The organism is Paenibacillus sp. FSL L8-0708 (assembly GCF_038009325.1).
Classification (GTDB): domain Bacteria; phylum Bacillota; class Bacilli; order Paenibacillales; family Paenibacillaceae; genus Paenibacillus_AQ; species Paenibacillus_AQ odorifer.
On the sequence record NZ_JBBPBC010000001.1, the window covers coordinates 3,455,685 to 3,468,895 of the forward strand.

Below are 13,211 nucleotides of genomic sequence, written 5' to 3' on the forward strand. Positions count from 1 at the left end.
ATATGAAATCTTTACCAAGGAGAGTGAGTTTTGTGAAGAAATTTATATCTGGAATTATCGTCGGGGCTTTACTATTTGGAGCAGTACCAACATTTGCAGCAAGCGGGTTGCTTGGACAAAAAGTCCAGGGTATATTCACGGTAGAAAAGAATGGCACTAAACTTGCTGATGCTGTTGTGATTAATGGCTCAGCTTATGCGCCTGTTCGTGCTGTGGCTGAAGCGTCTGGAGTAAATCTCAAGGTAGAAGGGAAGAAAATAATTATGTTATCGGAATCTTCTGAAAATATTTCTGAAGTGAATAGTGTGAAAATCAGTACATTAAAAGCCACTATTACAAACCTTGAAAGCAACATAGAAATCACAACTAAAGGTGAATTGGCTTCTTCAGAAGCTAATTTAATTGCCGCTAAAGAATCTGATAATGGAACACCAGAAAGCGCTTTGGTAATATCTAGTCTTGAGCAACGGATTAAAGAAAGTAAGGCATACATCGCAGAACAACAAAAACTAATTGATCAAGCAAAGGCAGAGATAGAAAAACTACAGGGTCAATTAAAGCCTTAAGACCGTAGTGTGAAAGTATTAATGCAGTGATATTCTATAACTAAGAAAGCCTCTCCAATATTTTGGAGGGGCTTTTACTTTTGTCCGGAAGGAGGAACAGAATTGGTAATTATAAAAAAACTTGAATTAGCACTTGATCTGACGAGACCAGCTGAAGAATTAGTTGAAGCGATTATAACAGTATTAGAATTTTACCCCGGGCGACAACTTGAGATTTTGCAACAAGTTGATCATAGAGTCGGTGAAATGTTAGGTGCATTGCAACCAACAGAAAATTCAAAATTAGAACCAGCAGTAAATTCGGATAAACAATAGAAAGGGGGCGAATTGTAATGACTAAATCTCAAATTGCTGCGTCAACAGTAGGTGCTGTGCTTATTCCAACATTTGATTTTTTATACGGGGAGGCGGACGCTGTCGTAACCATCATGGTCGCGCTTTTGTTTTTTATTATCATGGATTGGTTATCTGGTATTAGAGCCGCCAAAAAGGATAACACATATGCCAGTAAATATGGAATTGATGGAGTCTTTCGTACGTTCTTCATGTTGCTACTACCCGCAGGTGGACATCTGCTTGATATGGTGTTTGGGTTGCCTGGAGCGATATTTGGTGCATTATCCATTGGAACCTTGTACCACGTTTTACAGAGTATGACGGCAAACTCAATTCGGGCAGGTTGGGGGGATTCACTCCCATTGCCAATCTTGGATGTAGTACTTAAGTGGGTGGGTAGTGAGCTGGATAAGAAGGTTAAACGCGCTGCCAACAGAAAGGGGGACGATGAGTAATGTCTCTGACGCTAGATCAAGTAAAGAGTAAATCATCTGCGAGATTGATAGGGTTGCATCCGGTTGTATTGGCTGCTGCAACAGTTTTAATTGAACGGTGTTACACTCGGGGAGTTCCTATCTTGATAACTCAGGGGTTGCGGACAATAGCTGAGCAAAACGCTTTATACGAGCAAGGGCGCTCAAAGCCAGGAGTAATCGTCACCAATGCCCGAGGTGGATATAGCTATCACAATTTTGGACTCGCTGTTGACTTTGCTTTACTGCTGCCTAATGGGTCGAGTGTTTCATGGGATATGAACCGAGACTACAACGGAAACAACATCAAAGACTGGATTGAAGTAGTGGAAGAGGCTAAGAAGCTCGGCTTTGATTGGGGCGGTGACTGGACATCATTTAAGGATTACCCTCATTTCCAAATGGTCTTTGGCTTAACTCTTACTCAGCTGAGAGCTGGTAGCAAACCATCAGAAATAGCAATGGCAAAAGCAACAGCTATTATAGATCGACTAAAAGAGGAGGTAAAGGAAGACATGAGTAGAATTGAGGAGTTAGAAGCAATCGTAGTGAAGCAAGATGAACGCCTAGCAGCCGTAGAAAAACGATTAAACATCTCAGGCAAGGAAACATATGCCATCAATTATACTGAGGCTATTACGGCTGCTAAAGCAGTAGGGGCAATCACCACATCGGCTGACAAGTCAAAGCTTGAGCTTAATATTATTCAGATGTTCTTTAATCTAGGTTTATTTAGGAAAGGGGATAAATAATTAATGGACAATCAAAACTTAACAGATGTTCTAGCGTTCGCCTCGGTGATCGCTGTTTTTGTATTAGCAGGGGTACAGTTCGTAAAGAAAACTTTCAATGTTCCTAACAACGTGCTTCCTGCAATCGGTTTAGTCATTGGCTTGTTAATCGGGGTTGTAGCTTATCCATTTACAGACTTATCTTTAGTGTTGCGTTTATGGTCTGGTGGCCTTGCGGGATTGTCAGCTACTGGGTTGTTTGAACTTGCATTTAGTAATAGATCAGGGACAACTAAAGAATAAATTCTCAAATATTTGTAACTATAACAAAGCCCCGCCTTTTTATGGGCGGGGCTTTACTTACCATGTATTATAGTTCGATTGATACTTAACTTGTTTGTTCTCATAGTTCTCATTAGGATAATCACGTTTGACAGACTGCAAGTAGCCTGAAATTGCAAATGCTGCAGTAAGCCCTCCTACAATACCTGTGACTAAACTGAAAGCCGAAAATCCGAATGTGGCAGTGACCCCAACTGCAGACAATGCCACAAGCAATAGACTGAATAATTTCATCTTTATAAACACCTCCAGTCTGTATCTGTAGTAATTTGGAAATAAAGATTGTTACGTTACTTTGTTTGATCGGTTTCAATATTAGCTAGGCTTCATACTATTTTAAGCTAATAGGATTATAGTAATTACATAACCTCTTTATGATATAAATGTTGACCCTGTCATCATATGCAGGGTCATTTTATCATTCTTATTATTTAGAAGTATTTCCGTATGATAGTGAAATCTTCTTTTTTATTCCACAAATAGAAAGGGGAACTGAATTTAATGTCGAAGTATTATAAGAAATAAGTCACAAAAAGTCTAAGGAGAATTTCTGTATGTCAATGCGTATGATGATCTTTATACCAGGGATCAAAGGGTCTGAGCTATGGGAGGGAAGTAATAAAAGATGGTTTCCGAGAAAGAAAGAGGATCTTTATGCTAGCACGATTACTAATGAACTACGAGTCGAAACCCCTCTTTCATCCGTAAATGCATTTGGTTATACTAAAATTATTTATGAATATATTTTAGATTTTTATCCAAAAGAAATATTTGAATTTCATGCGTATGACTGGAGGAAGCCGATAGGAGAGAGTGTTGATCGTTTAATTAGAACAATTAAAGCTCAAAACGAACTCGGTTACAATGTGTATCTTGTAGCACATAGCATGGGAGGATTGCTTGCTAAATTAGCTATACAAGAACTGGAGAAAGAAGGGGTGTCGTCTTTAGTTTCGCGTTTGATTACCATTGGAACACCATGGAGAGGCGCGCCGGATGCATTCAAAGTTCTTTCTTATGGTGAACCAGGTTTATATAGTGATATATTTCAATTTCGCGAATTATTCGATGACAAAGAAACAAGGGATCTCGCCATGCAGTTTCCTTCAGTTTATCAATTATTACCCAGTGAAGAATATTATTCACACCAAAACGAAACGGAAGATAATCCTGGAAAATTCATTGCACCAAACAGTGAGAATATATATTTATCTTATATGGATGTCATAAGTAAGGTGCAAAACTTCTATATTGATGCCGGGAAAGTTACTGGGATTTATGAAGATGTTTTTTTGAAACATATGAAACCATTGCAAGATGCAATGCTCCAACCTCTACCTGAGGGCTTTAAACATGATTGTTTAATTGCTTGTAATTTTCCGACATTACACCAAATGCCACTAGAAAGTTCAGATAAAAGAAGGACTTTCAAAGGGGAATGCAAACTAGATGACGGAGATAGTGTTGTTCCCTTATATAGTGCAACACCTCCACATGTGGCAAATACATATTATGTATCTGGTCAGCACAGTGATTTATTGACATTAACTCCTGTACTAAGTTTTATTGATTGGTGCTTTAATGATAAGAGTGGTGATCAACCAGATTTCATTTATGATGCCCCTCTAGGAAACATATTCAAAAAGAGTTTGCTCGCAAAAATAATGTGTCCAGTTGATACAACTATTTTAGATAATGAAGGGAACTTTATAACAGGCACATTTGATCCCAGCGTAAAAGGGATAAGTGAACTCGCTTATGATAAAGATACATTGTTTTTAAACATTGGTGAATCTAAGTACGTTTTCATTAGGGATAATGAAGAGGAAAACATTAATTTGAAAATCAATTCCTATGATTTTGGGGTTGCTGATATTTCTATCAAAATCTTCGATGATGAAGAAAATTATACTGAAGTTAAGTTCGATCCACTACCTGTTAACTCTGAAATTTCGGCGGAATTAAAAATTCCAGTAAAGTCTAACTTAAATGAGGCAACCCTTAAATCAAACAAAAAAACACAGTCTGCTCGACTTGTTAAAAAAATGAAAAAACGGGATGAGATTGTTGTACCTGTTCCAAGGTTGCATATCTCTATTATAAATGCAGATGATGTTCAAAAAGCATTATATAGAAAGGTGTTCTCTGGAGATGTAATAATCAAAATTGAATCTGATGCCGATGAACTTATGGAAGACATTTATTATATTATTAATGATCAAATGCCTGTTCGGTACGAAGGTGAGACGATTGTCAATTTGAAGTCTGGAGAATATAATATCAGAGCATTTGGGAAAGATATCTACAATCGACCTACTTTGGATACAACTGTAAAATTCAAAATTGATGATGATGTACCAGAAACCAAAATTATTCTCGAAGTTAATCCGGAGGGATTATTACTTTCCTTTAAGCCACTAACTCAAGGTGCTAAGACAAAAACTTATTATAATGTTAATGATAAAGAGTCTACACCTGTTTCAGAAAATGAAATAATCCCTGTAACATGGGGGAAACTCCTAAACAATAGGAATGATTTTATTGAAATTGAGTACTATTCCGAGAATGAATTTGGATCGGTTGAAGCTCCTAAAAAATTCAGAATTTCATTAGGTGAGATTGGACTTTTGATGTGGGAAGATTACAGTGTTTGGGTTACTCCGGAAGTGATCTGGGGTAATGTATTTAAACATAATGACATATCTATTACTGATGCGAATGCATTTTTCATTGGTAAAAATGCTACAGCGGCTACACTTAATCAAAGAGTTCCTGATGACGTTAAGGGAGTTAAATTTATTTCGAGATTATTTGAAGTCGATGTAATGTATGCCGAAAAATATTCTTTATTCTTTACTGGACCTCCTACAGAAGTGTTGAAAATAGGTCAAGTTTATGACTTTACTTTTGAATTAATTGCTGAAAGGTCTAAAGAAAGAATATTACACTCAAAACCTGAAGCTCACTTAGTACCAATTAAATCTAAAATGAAAAACCAAAAATTAGATGTTCATTTGGAAAATGGTATTTTTAAAAGTCAATTTGTAGTTGATACTAGTTTTTTAACACAGAAATATAAGTTGGTTATATCTGATATCAAAAACACTAGTCCTGCTCTTAGAGAAATCCCATTAACATTAGGAGACGAAGAGCAGAAATAAAAATAAGGAGGCAGCGATTTATGTGGATTACAATGCAATTTATGCTTATTGTTTTTTGGATAATCGCTGCCTTCTTATTTTACCAGTACAAAGGTTGGAAAATTGGGAGCCCCCTAGATCCTATAACGGGTCTGTATTTGATAATTAGATTTGCTCTTATATTTGGTTTATTATCATCAATTTTGTTAGGATTCATTTATTTAGCATTTACAATGAGTAAGGCGGAATTTATTCCAATATTCACCTTAATGGTTGTGCCTGTGGTCTTGGTCATCGGTTTTTTTGCTAAATATTATTTTACAACATCTGTATCCAATAAAAGAGATAGTGACTTAATTAATAAAACAAATGAATGCAGAGAATGGGTACAGAAATTCCCATTTATAAATAATGAAATGATTGAAATAAAAATTTATATCTCTAATGGCAAGGCTACTGGAAGATTGATTGTTCATGATGTAAGTAAAAGTCAGAGGGAAGAAATAAATAAGAATAAACAAGGACTACCTGATGATATTCATTTGGTCGTCATCGCTGCTGATAAAGCCGATTACATTAACGATCCAAACGACAAACCTTTCCATTGAATTGTTATTAGATAAAAACCCGCCTGTTAGGCGGGTTTTTATTATATTTCGACTAGAAAATTAGTTTTCTTGTTTTATATTTTGTTTTAAGTTTAATCGATAGCTCTACAACAATAACATGTTGGAGTGGTTTTGAGTTAAGTAAAATTCTCTTTATCCTCACATACATAATGTGGAAAACGGTTTACATTAAGAATATACGGAAGCACAATACCTTGCCATTATGGGCGGGGTACTTCTTTGAGTTCAGGAAAATTTTCCTTACCAGTGATATAGAGTGCATATACATAATGTTCCAAATATATTATATTGTAGTTAAGGTCTCGCGAGGAAGCTCGTGAGTTTTTTTGCTGAGGAGGATAAAAATTGCTTAAGGTGTTAATTTTTGCTGGTATTATTGTAGTTGTTAGTATAATTGCTGTAGTTCTACTTTTATCGAAAAGAAAGCCACAGTACTCGAAAGGTGAAGTAATCGATCCTCTGAAGATTACAATCAAGGACATAGATCAGATGGAGGATGGATCAGACTTTGAAGAATATTTATATCTCCTATTTTTAGCTTTGGGATATAAGGATGCTTACAAAACTCCAAGAAGTAGAGACTTTGGTACTGATTTAGTTTTTACAGATCGTGAAGGGTATCGTAATGTAGTCCAGGCGAAGCGCTATTCGTACCCAGTAGGCTTAGGAGCTGTTCAAGAGGTATATAGCTCAATGAGGTACTATCAAGCCAAGAAATCTATGGTAATAGCCTCAAATGCGTACACTGCTGCTTGTGATGAACTTGCAGGATATAACGGTGTTAAATTACATAGTAGAAATGATCTTATTGAGATAATTAATTTATTTAAGATGGGACAATTAGACAAGGTCAAGGATATTATTGAAGGAGATCCACACTGGAAGTATGACTCTTGGGATAATTACATGAATAGTAATAAAGTTATTAAGAAGGATTTTAAGGCGGAAAAACGACTGGTCACGAAGAATAGATAGGAGTGATCGTATTGAGTAATATATACAAAGTCCTAAAGACAGACTCAGAATTTCTAACTGCAGCTTTAAAACAGTCTGAAGTTGATATACTTGAACGTCATGGTGATCTGGCAAGGTGTATAGTTGATTGTGGTGGCTCGATTCAGAAATGGAGTCCAGTTAGTGTTAAAGTTGCTGATTCTTATTATATGAGAAATGAATTTGAATTTAGGATGGTTTTGGCATAATCGCGTATTAAAATACCCCATCTACATTAAGGTAGATGGGATATTTTTCATACTGACATTTTAGAACGTAGGTCTGAACATTAGGTGGAGATTTTAACATTTATGTTCTTTTCGCTTCGAAGAAATGGGTGTTATCAGCAAATTCATGAGGCTGGGTTTAATACCATATATATTGGGCATAACCCTTTACAGTATACCCACCAGGCAGAATTCCATGTAATCTGATTCTATAATCTCCTGTTTCAAACCCGCCTGGGAAAAGAACAGTCCAGGCACCATCCGAAGGGGCAGCAGCAGTCAATAAACTTTTCCATGTACAAACAATTGATCCTGATTTATCACATTTTTCTAAAGAAACCTTAAATACACCATCATTAGAATCATAAGTGCTTGTACTTGTAAGATTAACTGTGATATTGGTATTGGGATTATAGACATGGAATGTAGGGGTATAAAAGTTACTAGAAAATTCATAACTGAAGGTATCCTGAGATAAAGGTGAAATGTCAGCTGGAGGAGAACTTGTATTTACAACTGCGGTAACATCATCAGTTACGGGTGCGATATCTTCAGCTGCGGATGAATGAGATGGTAATAAAATCACAAAAAATAATACTGTCATTAGTACTAAACTTAGTTTATTCTTCATTTTACACTCTCCCCAAAATGTTATTTTATTCTATTTTATTATAAAATATTACATTTATTTGTACATAGGTATAATTGATCATAAAATAATGTAAATTATTGTTGAATTTAGATTTTTTACGTCTTGATTATTTAGTATCACCTACAGAATAAAACTTGTGCATTAAATTTCTTGTTATTGCTAACTATAGATAAAGAAGAGGTGATCAAGTTGAAATTCAAAATGAAATTACTTGTGATTCTGTCGACTTTGTTCCTAACTATGAGTGTAGGTCGAATTTGTTTAGCTGCGTCAGGTGATCATATTGAAGATCCAGTAAAAGACATACGAACATACACATTATCTATCCTCTTTGAAGAAATCAATAGCTCTATATCAAAACAATTTGGTTCGGATTGGGGTTTCTTTCCTAAAAAAGTTTGTGAGATAAATGGTAAGAGTCTTACTGTTGAGGGGAATCTTTTCAAAGACAATCAAACCAAAAAAATTAGAGTTGATTTAGAGAAGGAAAATTCAAGGTATAAGGTTATTCGGGTTTCGGAAATTTAGTGAAATATATTAATGATTACTCTGTAGTCAACATGCGAATAAGTTATAGGTGAATTTTAAGGATTATAAAAATTTCCCATCAACCTTAAGTGGTCGGTGGGATGTTCGAAATCTTTAAATTACATTAACAGTAGATCGTTTGCAAACGGTTTCTAAAAGAATATAATATCTTAATAGGACGCTCATCAAACTAGACGGGGCATTTTTGACTTAAGGAGCGATGAAATGAAAAATCAACTCCTGTTTTTTGGAATTTGCTTTACAGTGGCCACGGTTGTTATAAATCTGTTCATATTATTAAAGAACAATGTTCCACATGTTCAGCAATGGTATTGCTGGTCAATTGTGTCATTATGCGGTACGCTCATATATAACGGGGGCTACTACTATTTAGAGAAGAGAAAAGGCGTTTGTGTGATTAACGCCGGAGTAATTATTCTAGGAGTATTAGTGTTTATGTTTTTATTTTAGAAGTGATTATTTGAGTACTACATACATAGAGAAGCACAACTTTCTAACGATGAGCTGACGTTGGGCAATGGCATTTATCTATAACTCCAAAACAAATATGATTGGAAAATTCTTGGGTTAGAGTCCATATTAGAAGGCTAAACGTAAGAATCTATCAAGATAGCTACCGCTCGAGGCATCCAACAATGATTTTAGTTTAGAGTAAAGACAAGAATACTCCGTCAACCTTCGCATTGAGTGTCCAGTTTTATTCTATGGCTTGAATATATAGTTTTGATACAGAAAAAATTTGTATACATAGAAAAAAGATAGGCTGGGAATATATATACAATAACGTTCCCTTGAAAGGAAGAGATAATTATGATTAATGAACTTCTCAAACTCAATGCCTTTCTTAGTTGGTCCATAATGATTTCATTTGGATTCTTATTTGCTTTAACAGGAAAACCAACATATTTGCTTGCTGTAGTATTCAATGCTATTGTGATCTTCTTGTTTTCTAACGAAGGGGATAAACAAAAAGATCCATGATCATCAAGAACCCAGTTGTTTTGTTTGCATAGGGTATAAGTAACCCCTTTTCAAGACTCCATCACCTTTAAACTCGCCTGAGTATAGGCGAGTTTTTTAATCTTTGTAAAAGATTTTTGTAATTAAATGATGGAGAATTATTTATTTTCTTTTTAATCCCAATAGATTAATATGTGTTCGCTTGATTTAAGAACATGTGTTTGGTTATAATACAAACAAATGTTCTTATATTTAGGAGGTTACCATCATGCAAATGCAGATTGGTCAAACCATTGAAATTATTTACTCAGATAAAGTTGGCAAGATAACTCAGCGTAAAATTGATATTAAAGGCATAAAGGACGGGGAGATTCGCGCAACATGCTTAAATACAGGAGCGCCGAGGGTGTTTCTAGCGATAAACATATTAGCTTGGCAGCCAAGTGATAAAGGAGCAATTGCATGAAGCCATTAACGAATAAAGAAAAAGAAATACTCAGATCATTAATTAAGATGATCGAAATCAATCACTATCCACCAACGTTACGTGAACTTGCCAAGGAGGTAGGGTTATCATCTACAGCGGTAATTCACAGGCACATGGAGCGCCTGGAGATTAAGGGATACATACAGAGAGGTAAGAACTTGCCACGAGCGTTGAGGGTTATTAAGGGAGTAGACGAAGACAATGAAATCACAACAGCGTAAGAAACTTGAAGGTAATGGACTTTGGGAGGGAAGTCGGATGATAATGCCTGAGCATAAAAATAGGATTCTGGACGATTCGCTGAAAGAAGAGGTGCGATTAAAGCCTGATTTAGATCCCCAAGCATTAGTGGAGATCTCACAGGTGTTAGCTCAATCATTAGAAGATTGTAGCCCGATCACGTTAACGGTGTTTAAAGAGTATGAGGATATGCAGATACATGGAATAGTGACGAGAGTAGACCAACAGCTTAAACAGATTAAATTCCGTCAAGATGATGATTGGGAATGGATTAAATTAGATAATGTTGTCGGCGTAAGCATGTAAAGAAATATTTCCTGCAAATAAATTAATGACACCCCATCAGTGATTATGCTGTCAGGGTTGCACAGAAAAACAACCGCCGAGTTTAAACCTCTGGCGGTTGTTTGCTGTCCCGTTCTATTTTTTCATCTAAAGCAGTAATGACAAAATCATTCAAACTCATATCAGCAGCTTTTGCGGCTGCTTCATACACAGCCTTACGTCCTTTTGGGACATACGGATAGAGTCTATCGTAATTAGCAGCATTGTATTTATTTTTAGCTCGCGTTGCGGCGGCACTTTTCTTATCTTCCAATGGCTTGTCCCTCCTTTACTATAAGGTAACATTCAATCGATACTCACGCAAGTATAAAAACACTTGACAATATACTCACGTGAGTATATATTTGATTTATGAGATGAAAACATTGAATTCGCGGGAGGGATAAGGGAATGGAGAAATTAAACTCACGGGATGCATATTTGATCGAAATTGCACTACATCAAATGAAGGATGGCGTCACCGGAAGACAGGAACTGGAGTTGCGGACTTTAATAGAAAAATTGCAACGGGTAGATATTGAACAGGTTTAGATACATCGAATAACACGGGGCTACATCCCCTCTAAAGGAGGAAATGAAGATTATGGAACAATGGAGTAATAACGCCTGCCTGGGGTACATCCGGGCGGCATTGGAGCGCAAGGGCTGGAGTAATGAGCGGATCAGAGAAGTAGTCGGGGCAGTGTATTACGAATTTGATTTTAAAACAATAGAAGAGGCAAGGCGCATTTACGAAAATTCGTTTGATTAATCCGCCTGATGAGCGCTGAGAGCGCCTTGGATCGGCTACGGGGCTGATCGAAACTTACCGGATATTGATTCCGGGATGGTCGCGGAATCCGCCATACGAGGGCAGCGCGCGTCCTCACATGCATAGGAGTGATAGATATGTTGGTAGCTCACCAAAGATTAGCTGAAATTTTTTATGAAAACTTGAAAGAACCATTAAGTGAGGAACTAGCTATAGAATTACAACATTGCCTTCATGAGAATGCAAAGTATTGTTGGGACTACAATACTCTTAATAATCAACTTATCCAGGCTAGATCCACTCATGATACTAATTGGGAAATGGATCTTCTGGTTAAGATGGATTGGCTTAGACGCTCAGGAAGGTTGGTGAAAGGGTATTAAGATAATGCCGCCTGATAGATCTATTACGTAGTAAATAAGTAGTATACTCAATACCTGGTAGGGTTATATAATTAACCTAATGAATGAAAATTATGTCAGGTGGTGCATTGTTATGTCGTGGGAGCCAGTGGGGTTTGTATTTTTTTCAACATTAGAGTTTATAGCTATCTATTTTATTATCTGTGCTTTATTTAGATTAAAACCAGTGGAAATTATATTTCCAGCATTATTCATCATTTTGTTAATGGATTTACAGAGTTTCTTTTTTAGAGAAGACCTACAGTTAACCGCAATTGTACCCTTTATCAATATTATACTGTTTGTCTTGCTATTTACAGTTGTGATGCGAATCCCGCTGGTCTGGTCTGCTGTTATATCTGTAATGGGTTATTTTGCTTACGTACTCCTGCAAGTCGCTCTAGTCCAATTGACTTTTGGATATTTATCCGTAAATGAATTGACGTTACATCCTGAAAAAGGGTATTTATTGCAAACAATCAGCAGTGTATTAGGCATAGGCGGTTCGCGTGTTTTTTATATGCTAGGTGGAGGGTTCACATTTGATTTTGAGAAATTAAGGCTAAAACGTGAGGCGATTTATGTATATACACTTATCGGCTGCGCACTATTATTAACGATCTGGCTTCTATACAGTGGCAACACATTAATTGATGTTATCTCTGTATCCATCGCATTTATCTTCTTTGCTTATTACGCAGTTAAAAAGGAGAAGGATAGATGATTGATTTTCTCTCCTTGAGAATCGCTCAAGGAATAAAGAAGGGTGTCCCCGATAGCCCTATTTCAATTACTGTGATGAAATATGCACTCTCAATCATTATAAATGCGTTAATGATAATCGTCCTATCGTTACTGATATCAACATTAACGGGAAGAACACTAGAGGTAACGATAGCACTTACTGTTTTTCCTTTCTTACGACAGGCGTCTGGTGGGTATCACATGCGGTCCGGAATGAAATGTGTTCTGTTTTCGACTGTATTGATTACTTCAATTTCCCTTGCTGACTTTGAATATTGGACGATCATGACTTTGGGTATTGTAAGCTTTATTCTTGTGGGGTTATTTGCGCCGTCGAATATCGAGAAACAATCCCGAATCCCTAAAAATTACTATCCTGCTTTAAAGATTGTATCATTGATGATCGTATCGTCTAATTTTTTAATAGCTTCACCAGTAATCGGCGCTGCATTCCTCGCGCAAAGTATCTCTTTAATTCGCATGAAAGGAGGTGATAACAAATGAAAAAAATAATGGCAAGTGTTAAACGTAAGGCGCTGGTAAACGTGGCTGCTCTTCTTGGAATTGTAGCTTTATCTTCAGTAAGCACGGCAAGTGCTTGGTACGTGTATAATGGAGAAGTGCCGGAGGAGTTGCTAAAATAGA

At 36.5% G+C, this 13,211-nt stretch carries 23 protein-coding genes; 20 read left to right on the top strand and 3 right to left on the bottom strand.

Going from position 1 to position 13,211, the window contains the following annotated elements; all coding sequences use genetic code 11:
* Window positions 1-32: 32 nt before the first annotated feature.
* The 5 genes from NYE58_RS16450 (at window position 33) to NYE58_RS16470 (ending at window position 2,409) form a co-directional block, all read left to right on the top strand.
* Window positions 33-566: a hypothetical protein gene (locus NYE58_RS16450; RefSeq protein WP_341002389.1), complete on the top strand. Its 534-nt coding sequence runs from the start codon at window positions 33-35 to the stop codon at window positions 564-566.
* A 102-nt stretch (window positions 567-668) separates the two neighbouring features.
* Window positions 669-881: a hypothetical protein gene (locus NYE58_RS16455; protein WP_341002390.1), complete on the top strand. Its 213-nt coding sequence runs from the start codon at window positions 669-671 to the stop codon at window positions 879-881.
* 17 nt (window positions 882-898) lie between these two features.
* Window positions 899-1,357, top strand: coding sequence for a phage holin family protein (locus NYE58_RS16460; RefSeq protein WP_076275556.1), 459 nt, complete (start codon window positions 899-901; stop codon window positions 1,355-1,357).
* The gene (locus NYE58_RS16465) at window positions 1,357-2,127 is read left to right on the top strand and encodes a M15 family metallopeptidase (RefSeq protein ID WP_341002391.1); all 771 of its coding nucleotides are present in this window, start codon (window positions 1,357-1,359) and stop codon (window positions 2,125-2,127) included. Before NYE58_RS16460 ends, NYE58_RS16465 begins: the two co-directional genes overlap by 1 nt.
* 3 nt (window positions 2,128-2,130) lie before the next feature.
* Window positions 2,131-2,409, top strand: a complete 279-nt coding sequence (locus NYE58_RS16470) for a holin (protein WP_341002134.1) — start codon at window positions 2,131-2,133, stop codon at window positions 2,407-2,409.
* 57 nt (window positions 2,410-2,466) lie between these two features.
* Here NYE58_RS16470 and NYE58_RS16475 read toward each other — a convergent pair whose 3' ends face one another.
* Window positions 2,467-2,682 carry a hypothetical protein gene (locus tag NYE58_RS16475; RefSeq protein ID WP_341002135.1) on the bottom strand — a complete coding sequence of 72 codons (216 nt, stop codon included), beginning with the start codon at window positions 2,680-2,682 and terminating at the stop codon, window positions 2,467-2,469.
* Window positions 2,683-3,002: 320 nt separating this feature from the next.
* Between NYE58_RS16475 and NYE58_RS16480 the strand changes: the two genes are divergently transcribed.
* The 4 genes from NYE58_RS16480 to NYE58_RS16495 all read left to right on the top strand — a co-directional run bounded on the left by NYE58_RS16480 (window position 3,003) and on the right by NYE58_RS16495 (window position 7,419).
* Window positions 3,003-5,609 carry a lipase/acyltransferase domain-containing protein gene (locus tag NYE58_RS16480; RefSeq protein ID WP_341002136.1) on the top strand — a complete coding sequence of 869 codons (2,607 nt, stop codon included), beginning with the start codon at window positions 3,003-3,005 and terminating at the stop codon, window positions 5,607-5,609.
* Window positions 5,610-5,629: 20 nt separating this feature from the next.
* Complete coding sequence (locus tag NYE58_RS16485) at window positions 5,630-6,196, top strand: hypothetical protein (RefSeq protein WP_341002138.1); 567 nt, start codon at window positions 5,630-5,632, stop codon at window positions 6,194-6,196.
* Window positions 6,197-6,571: 375 nt separating this feature from the next.
* Window positions 6,572-7,192 carry a restriction endonuclease gene (locus tag NYE58_RS16490; protein WP_341004261.1) on the top strand — a complete coding sequence of 207 codons (621 nt, stop codon included), beginning with the start codon at window positions 6,572-6,574 and terminating at the stop codon, window positions 7,190-7,192.
* An 11-nt stretch (window positions 7,193-7,203) separates the two neighbouring features.
* Complete coding sequence (locus NYE58_RS16495; protein WP_341002392.1) at window positions 7,204-7,419, top strand: hypothetical protein; 216 nt, start codon at window positions 7,204-7,206, stop codon at window positions 7,417-7,419.
* 157 nt (window positions 7,420-7,576) lie between these two features.
* Here the strand turns inward: NYE58_RS16495 and NYE58_RS16500 are convergent, their stop codons facing one another.
* Entirely contained in the window at window positions 7,577-8,068 is a 492-nt protein-coding gene (locus NYE58_RS16500) for a hypothetical protein (RefSeq protein WP_076139049.1), read from the bottom strand.
* Window positions 8,069-8,290: 222 nt separating this feature from the next.
* On the opposite strand from NYE58_RS16500, the gene NYE58_RS16505 reads away from it, so the two are divergent.
* The 5 genes from NYE58_RS16505 to NYE58_RS16525 all read left to right on the top strand — a co-directional run bounded on the left by NYE58_RS16505 (window position 8,291) and on the right by NYE58_RS16525 (window position 10,631).
* Window positions 8,291-8,617, top strand: coding sequence for a hypothetical protein (locus tag NYE58_RS16505; RefSeq protein WP_341002393.1), 327 nt, complete (start codon window positions 8,291-8,293; stop codon window positions 8,615-8,617).
* Between the two features lie 831 nt (window positions 8,618-9,448).
* Window positions 9,449-9,619 carry a hypothetical protein gene (locus tag NYE58_RS16510; protein WP_341002394.1) on the top strand — a complete coding sequence of 57 codons (171 nt, stop codon included), beginning with the start codon at window positions 9,449-9,451 and terminating at the stop codon, window positions 9,617-9,619.
* Between the two features lie 247 nt (window positions 9,620-9,866).
* Window positions 9,867-10,064: a hypothetical protein gene (locus NYE58_RS16515; RefSeq protein WP_178944274.1), complete on the top strand. Its 198-nt coding sequence runs from the start codon at window positions 9,867-9,869 to the stop codon at window positions 10,062-10,064.
* Complete coding sequence (locus tag NYE58_RS16520) at window positions 10,061-10,306, top strand: LexA family protein (protein ID WP_340398039.1); 246 nt, start codon at window positions 10,061-10,063, stop codon at window positions 10,304-10,306. The genes NYE58_RS16515 and NYE58_RS16520 overlap by 4 nt, the downstream gene beginning before the upstream one ends.
* Entirely contained in the window at window positions 10,287-10,631 is a 345-nt protein-coding gene (locus NYE58_RS16525) for a YolD-like family protein (protein WP_341002396.1), read from the top strand. Before NYE58_RS16520 ends, NYE58_RS16525 begins: the two co-directional genes overlap by 20 nt.
* A gap of 82 nt (window positions 10,632-10,713) precedes the next feature.
* Here the strand turns inward: NYE58_RS16525 and NYE58_RS16530 are convergent, their stop codons facing one another.
* Entirely contained in the window at window positions 10,714-10,923 is a 210-nt protein-coding gene (locus NYE58_RS16530; protein WP_340398041.1) for a transcriptional regulator, read from the bottom strand.
* A 137-nt stretch (window positions 10,924-11,060) separates the two neighbouring features.
* Between NYE58_RS16530 and NYE58_RS16535 the strand changes: the two genes are divergently transcribed.
* The 6 genes from NYE58_RS16535 to NYE58_RS16560 all read left to right on the top strand — a co-directional run bounded on the left by NYE58_RS16535 (window position 11,061) and on the right by NYE58_RS16560 (window position 13,210).
* On the top strand, window positions 11,061-11,201 hold the full coding sequence (locus NYE58_RS16535) for a hypothetical protein (protein ID WP_340398042.1): 141 nt from the start codon (window positions 11,061-11,063) through the stop codon (window positions 11,199-11,201).
* Window positions 11,202-11,253: 52 nt separating this feature from the next.
* Complete coding sequence (locus NYE58_RS16540) at window positions 11,254-11,421, top strand: hypothetical protein (protein ID WP_341002397.1); 168 nt, start codon at window positions 11,254-11,256, stop codon at window positions 11,419-11,421.
* Between the two features lie 137 nt (window positions 11,422-11,558).
* Window positions 11,559-11,804 (top strand): DUF7667 family protein, encoded by a 246-nt coding sequence (locus NYE58_RS16545; protein WP_341002398.1) that lies wholly within the window; start codon window positions 11,559-11,561, stop codon window positions 11,802-11,804.
* 244 nt (window positions 11,805-12,048) lie between these two features.
* Complete coding sequence (locus tag NYE58_RS16550; protein ID WP_341002401.1) at window positions 12,049-12,546, top strand: hypothetical protein; 498 nt, start codon at window positions 12,049-12,051, stop codon at window positions 12,544-12,546.
* Window positions 12,543-13,070 carry an accessory gene regulator ArgB-like protein gene (locus NYE58_RS16555; RefSeq protein WP_340398045.1) on the top strand — a complete coding sequence of 176 codons (528 nt, stop codon included), beginning with the start codon at window positions 12,543-12,545 and terminating at the stop codon, window positions 13,068-13,070. The genes NYE58_RS16550 and NYE58_RS16555 overlap by 4 nt, the downstream gene beginning before the upstream one ends.
* Entirely contained in the window at window positions 13,067-13,210 is a 144-nt protein-coding gene (locus NYE58_RS16560) for a cyclic lactone autoinducer peptide (RefSeq protein ID WP_081389185.1), read from the top strand. Before NYE58_RS16555 ends, NYE58_RS16560 begins: the two co-directional genes overlap by 4 nt.
* Window position 13,211: the final 1 nt, after the last annotated feature.

Excerpts from the sequence above, each read along its gene's own strand:
- NYE58_RS16460 (WP_076275556.1), top strand. The coding sequence starts at position 899 with ATGACTAAATCTCAAATTGCTGCGTCAACAGTAGGTGCTGTGCTTATT.
- NYE58_RS16465 (WP_341002391.1), top strand. The coding sequence starts at position 1,357 with ATGTCTCTGACGCTAGATCAAGTAAAGAGTAAATCATCTGCGAGATTG.
- NYE58_RS16470 (WP_341002134.1), top strand. The coding sequence starts at position 2,131 with ATGGACAATCAAAACTTAACAGATGTTCTAGCGTTCGCCTCGGTGATC.
- NYE58_RS16475 (WP_341002135.1), bottom strand. The coding sequence starts at position 2,682 with ATGAAATTATTCAGTCTATTGCTTGTGGCATTGTCTGCAGTTGGGGTC.
- NYE58_RS16480 (WP_341002136.1), top strand. The coding sequence starts at position 3,003 with ATGTCAATGCGTATGATGATCTTTATACCAGGGATCAAAGGGTCTGAG.
- NYE58_RS16485 (WP_341002138.1), top strand. The coding sequence starts at position 5,630 with ATGTGGATTACAATGCAATTTATGCTTATTGTTTTTTGGATAATCGCT.
- NYE58_RS16500 (WP_076139049.1), bottom strand. The coding sequence starts at position 8,068 with ATGAAGAATAAACTAAGTTTAGTACTAATGACAGTATTATTTTTTGTG.
- NYE58_RS16505 (WP_341002393.1), top strand. The coding sequence starts at position 8,291 with ATGAAATTACTTGTGATTCTGTCGACTTTGTTCCTAACTATGAGTGTA.
- NYE58_RS16510 (WP_341002394.1), top strand. The coding sequence starts at position 9,449 with ATGATTAATGAACTTCTCAAACTCAATGCCTTTCTTAGTTGGTCCATA.
- NYE58_RS16515 (WP_178944274.1), top strand. The coding sequence starts at position 9,867 with ATGCAAATGCAGATTGGTCAAACCATTGAAATTATTTACTCAGATAAA.
- NYE58_RS16520 (WP_340398039.1), top strand. The coding sequence starts at position 10,061 with ATGAAGCCATTAACGAATAAAGAAAAAGAAATACTCAGATCATTAATT.
- NYE58_RS16525 (WP_341002396.1), top strand. The coding sequence starts at position 10,287 with ATGAAATCACAACAGCGTAAGAAACTTGAAGGTAATGGACTTTGGGAG.
- NYE58_RS16535 (WP_340398042.1), top strand. The coding sequence starts at position 11,061 with ATGGAGAAATTAAACTCACGGGATGCATATTTGATCGAAATTGCACTA.
- NYE58_RS16540 (WP_341002397.1), top strand. The coding sequence starts at position 11,254 with ATGGAACAATGGAGTAATAACGCCTGCCTGGGGTACATCCGGGCGGCA.
- NYE58_RS16545 (WP_341002398.1), top strand. The coding sequence starts at position 11,559 with ATGTTGGTAGCTCACCAAAGATTAGCTGAAATTTTTTATGAAAACTTG.
- NYE58_RS16550 (WP_341002401.1), top strand. The coding sequence starts at position 12,049 with ATGGATTTACAGAGTTTCTTTTTTAGAGAAGACCTACAGTTAACCGCA.
- NYE58_RS16555 (WP_340398045.1), top strand. The coding sequence starts at position 12,543 with ATGATTGATTTTCTCTCCTTGAGAATCGCTCAAGGAATAAAGAAGGGT.
- NYE58_RS16560 (WP_081389185.1), top strand. The coding sequence starts at position 13,067 with ATGAAAAAAATAATGGCAAGTGTTAAACGTAAGGCGCTGGTAAACGTG.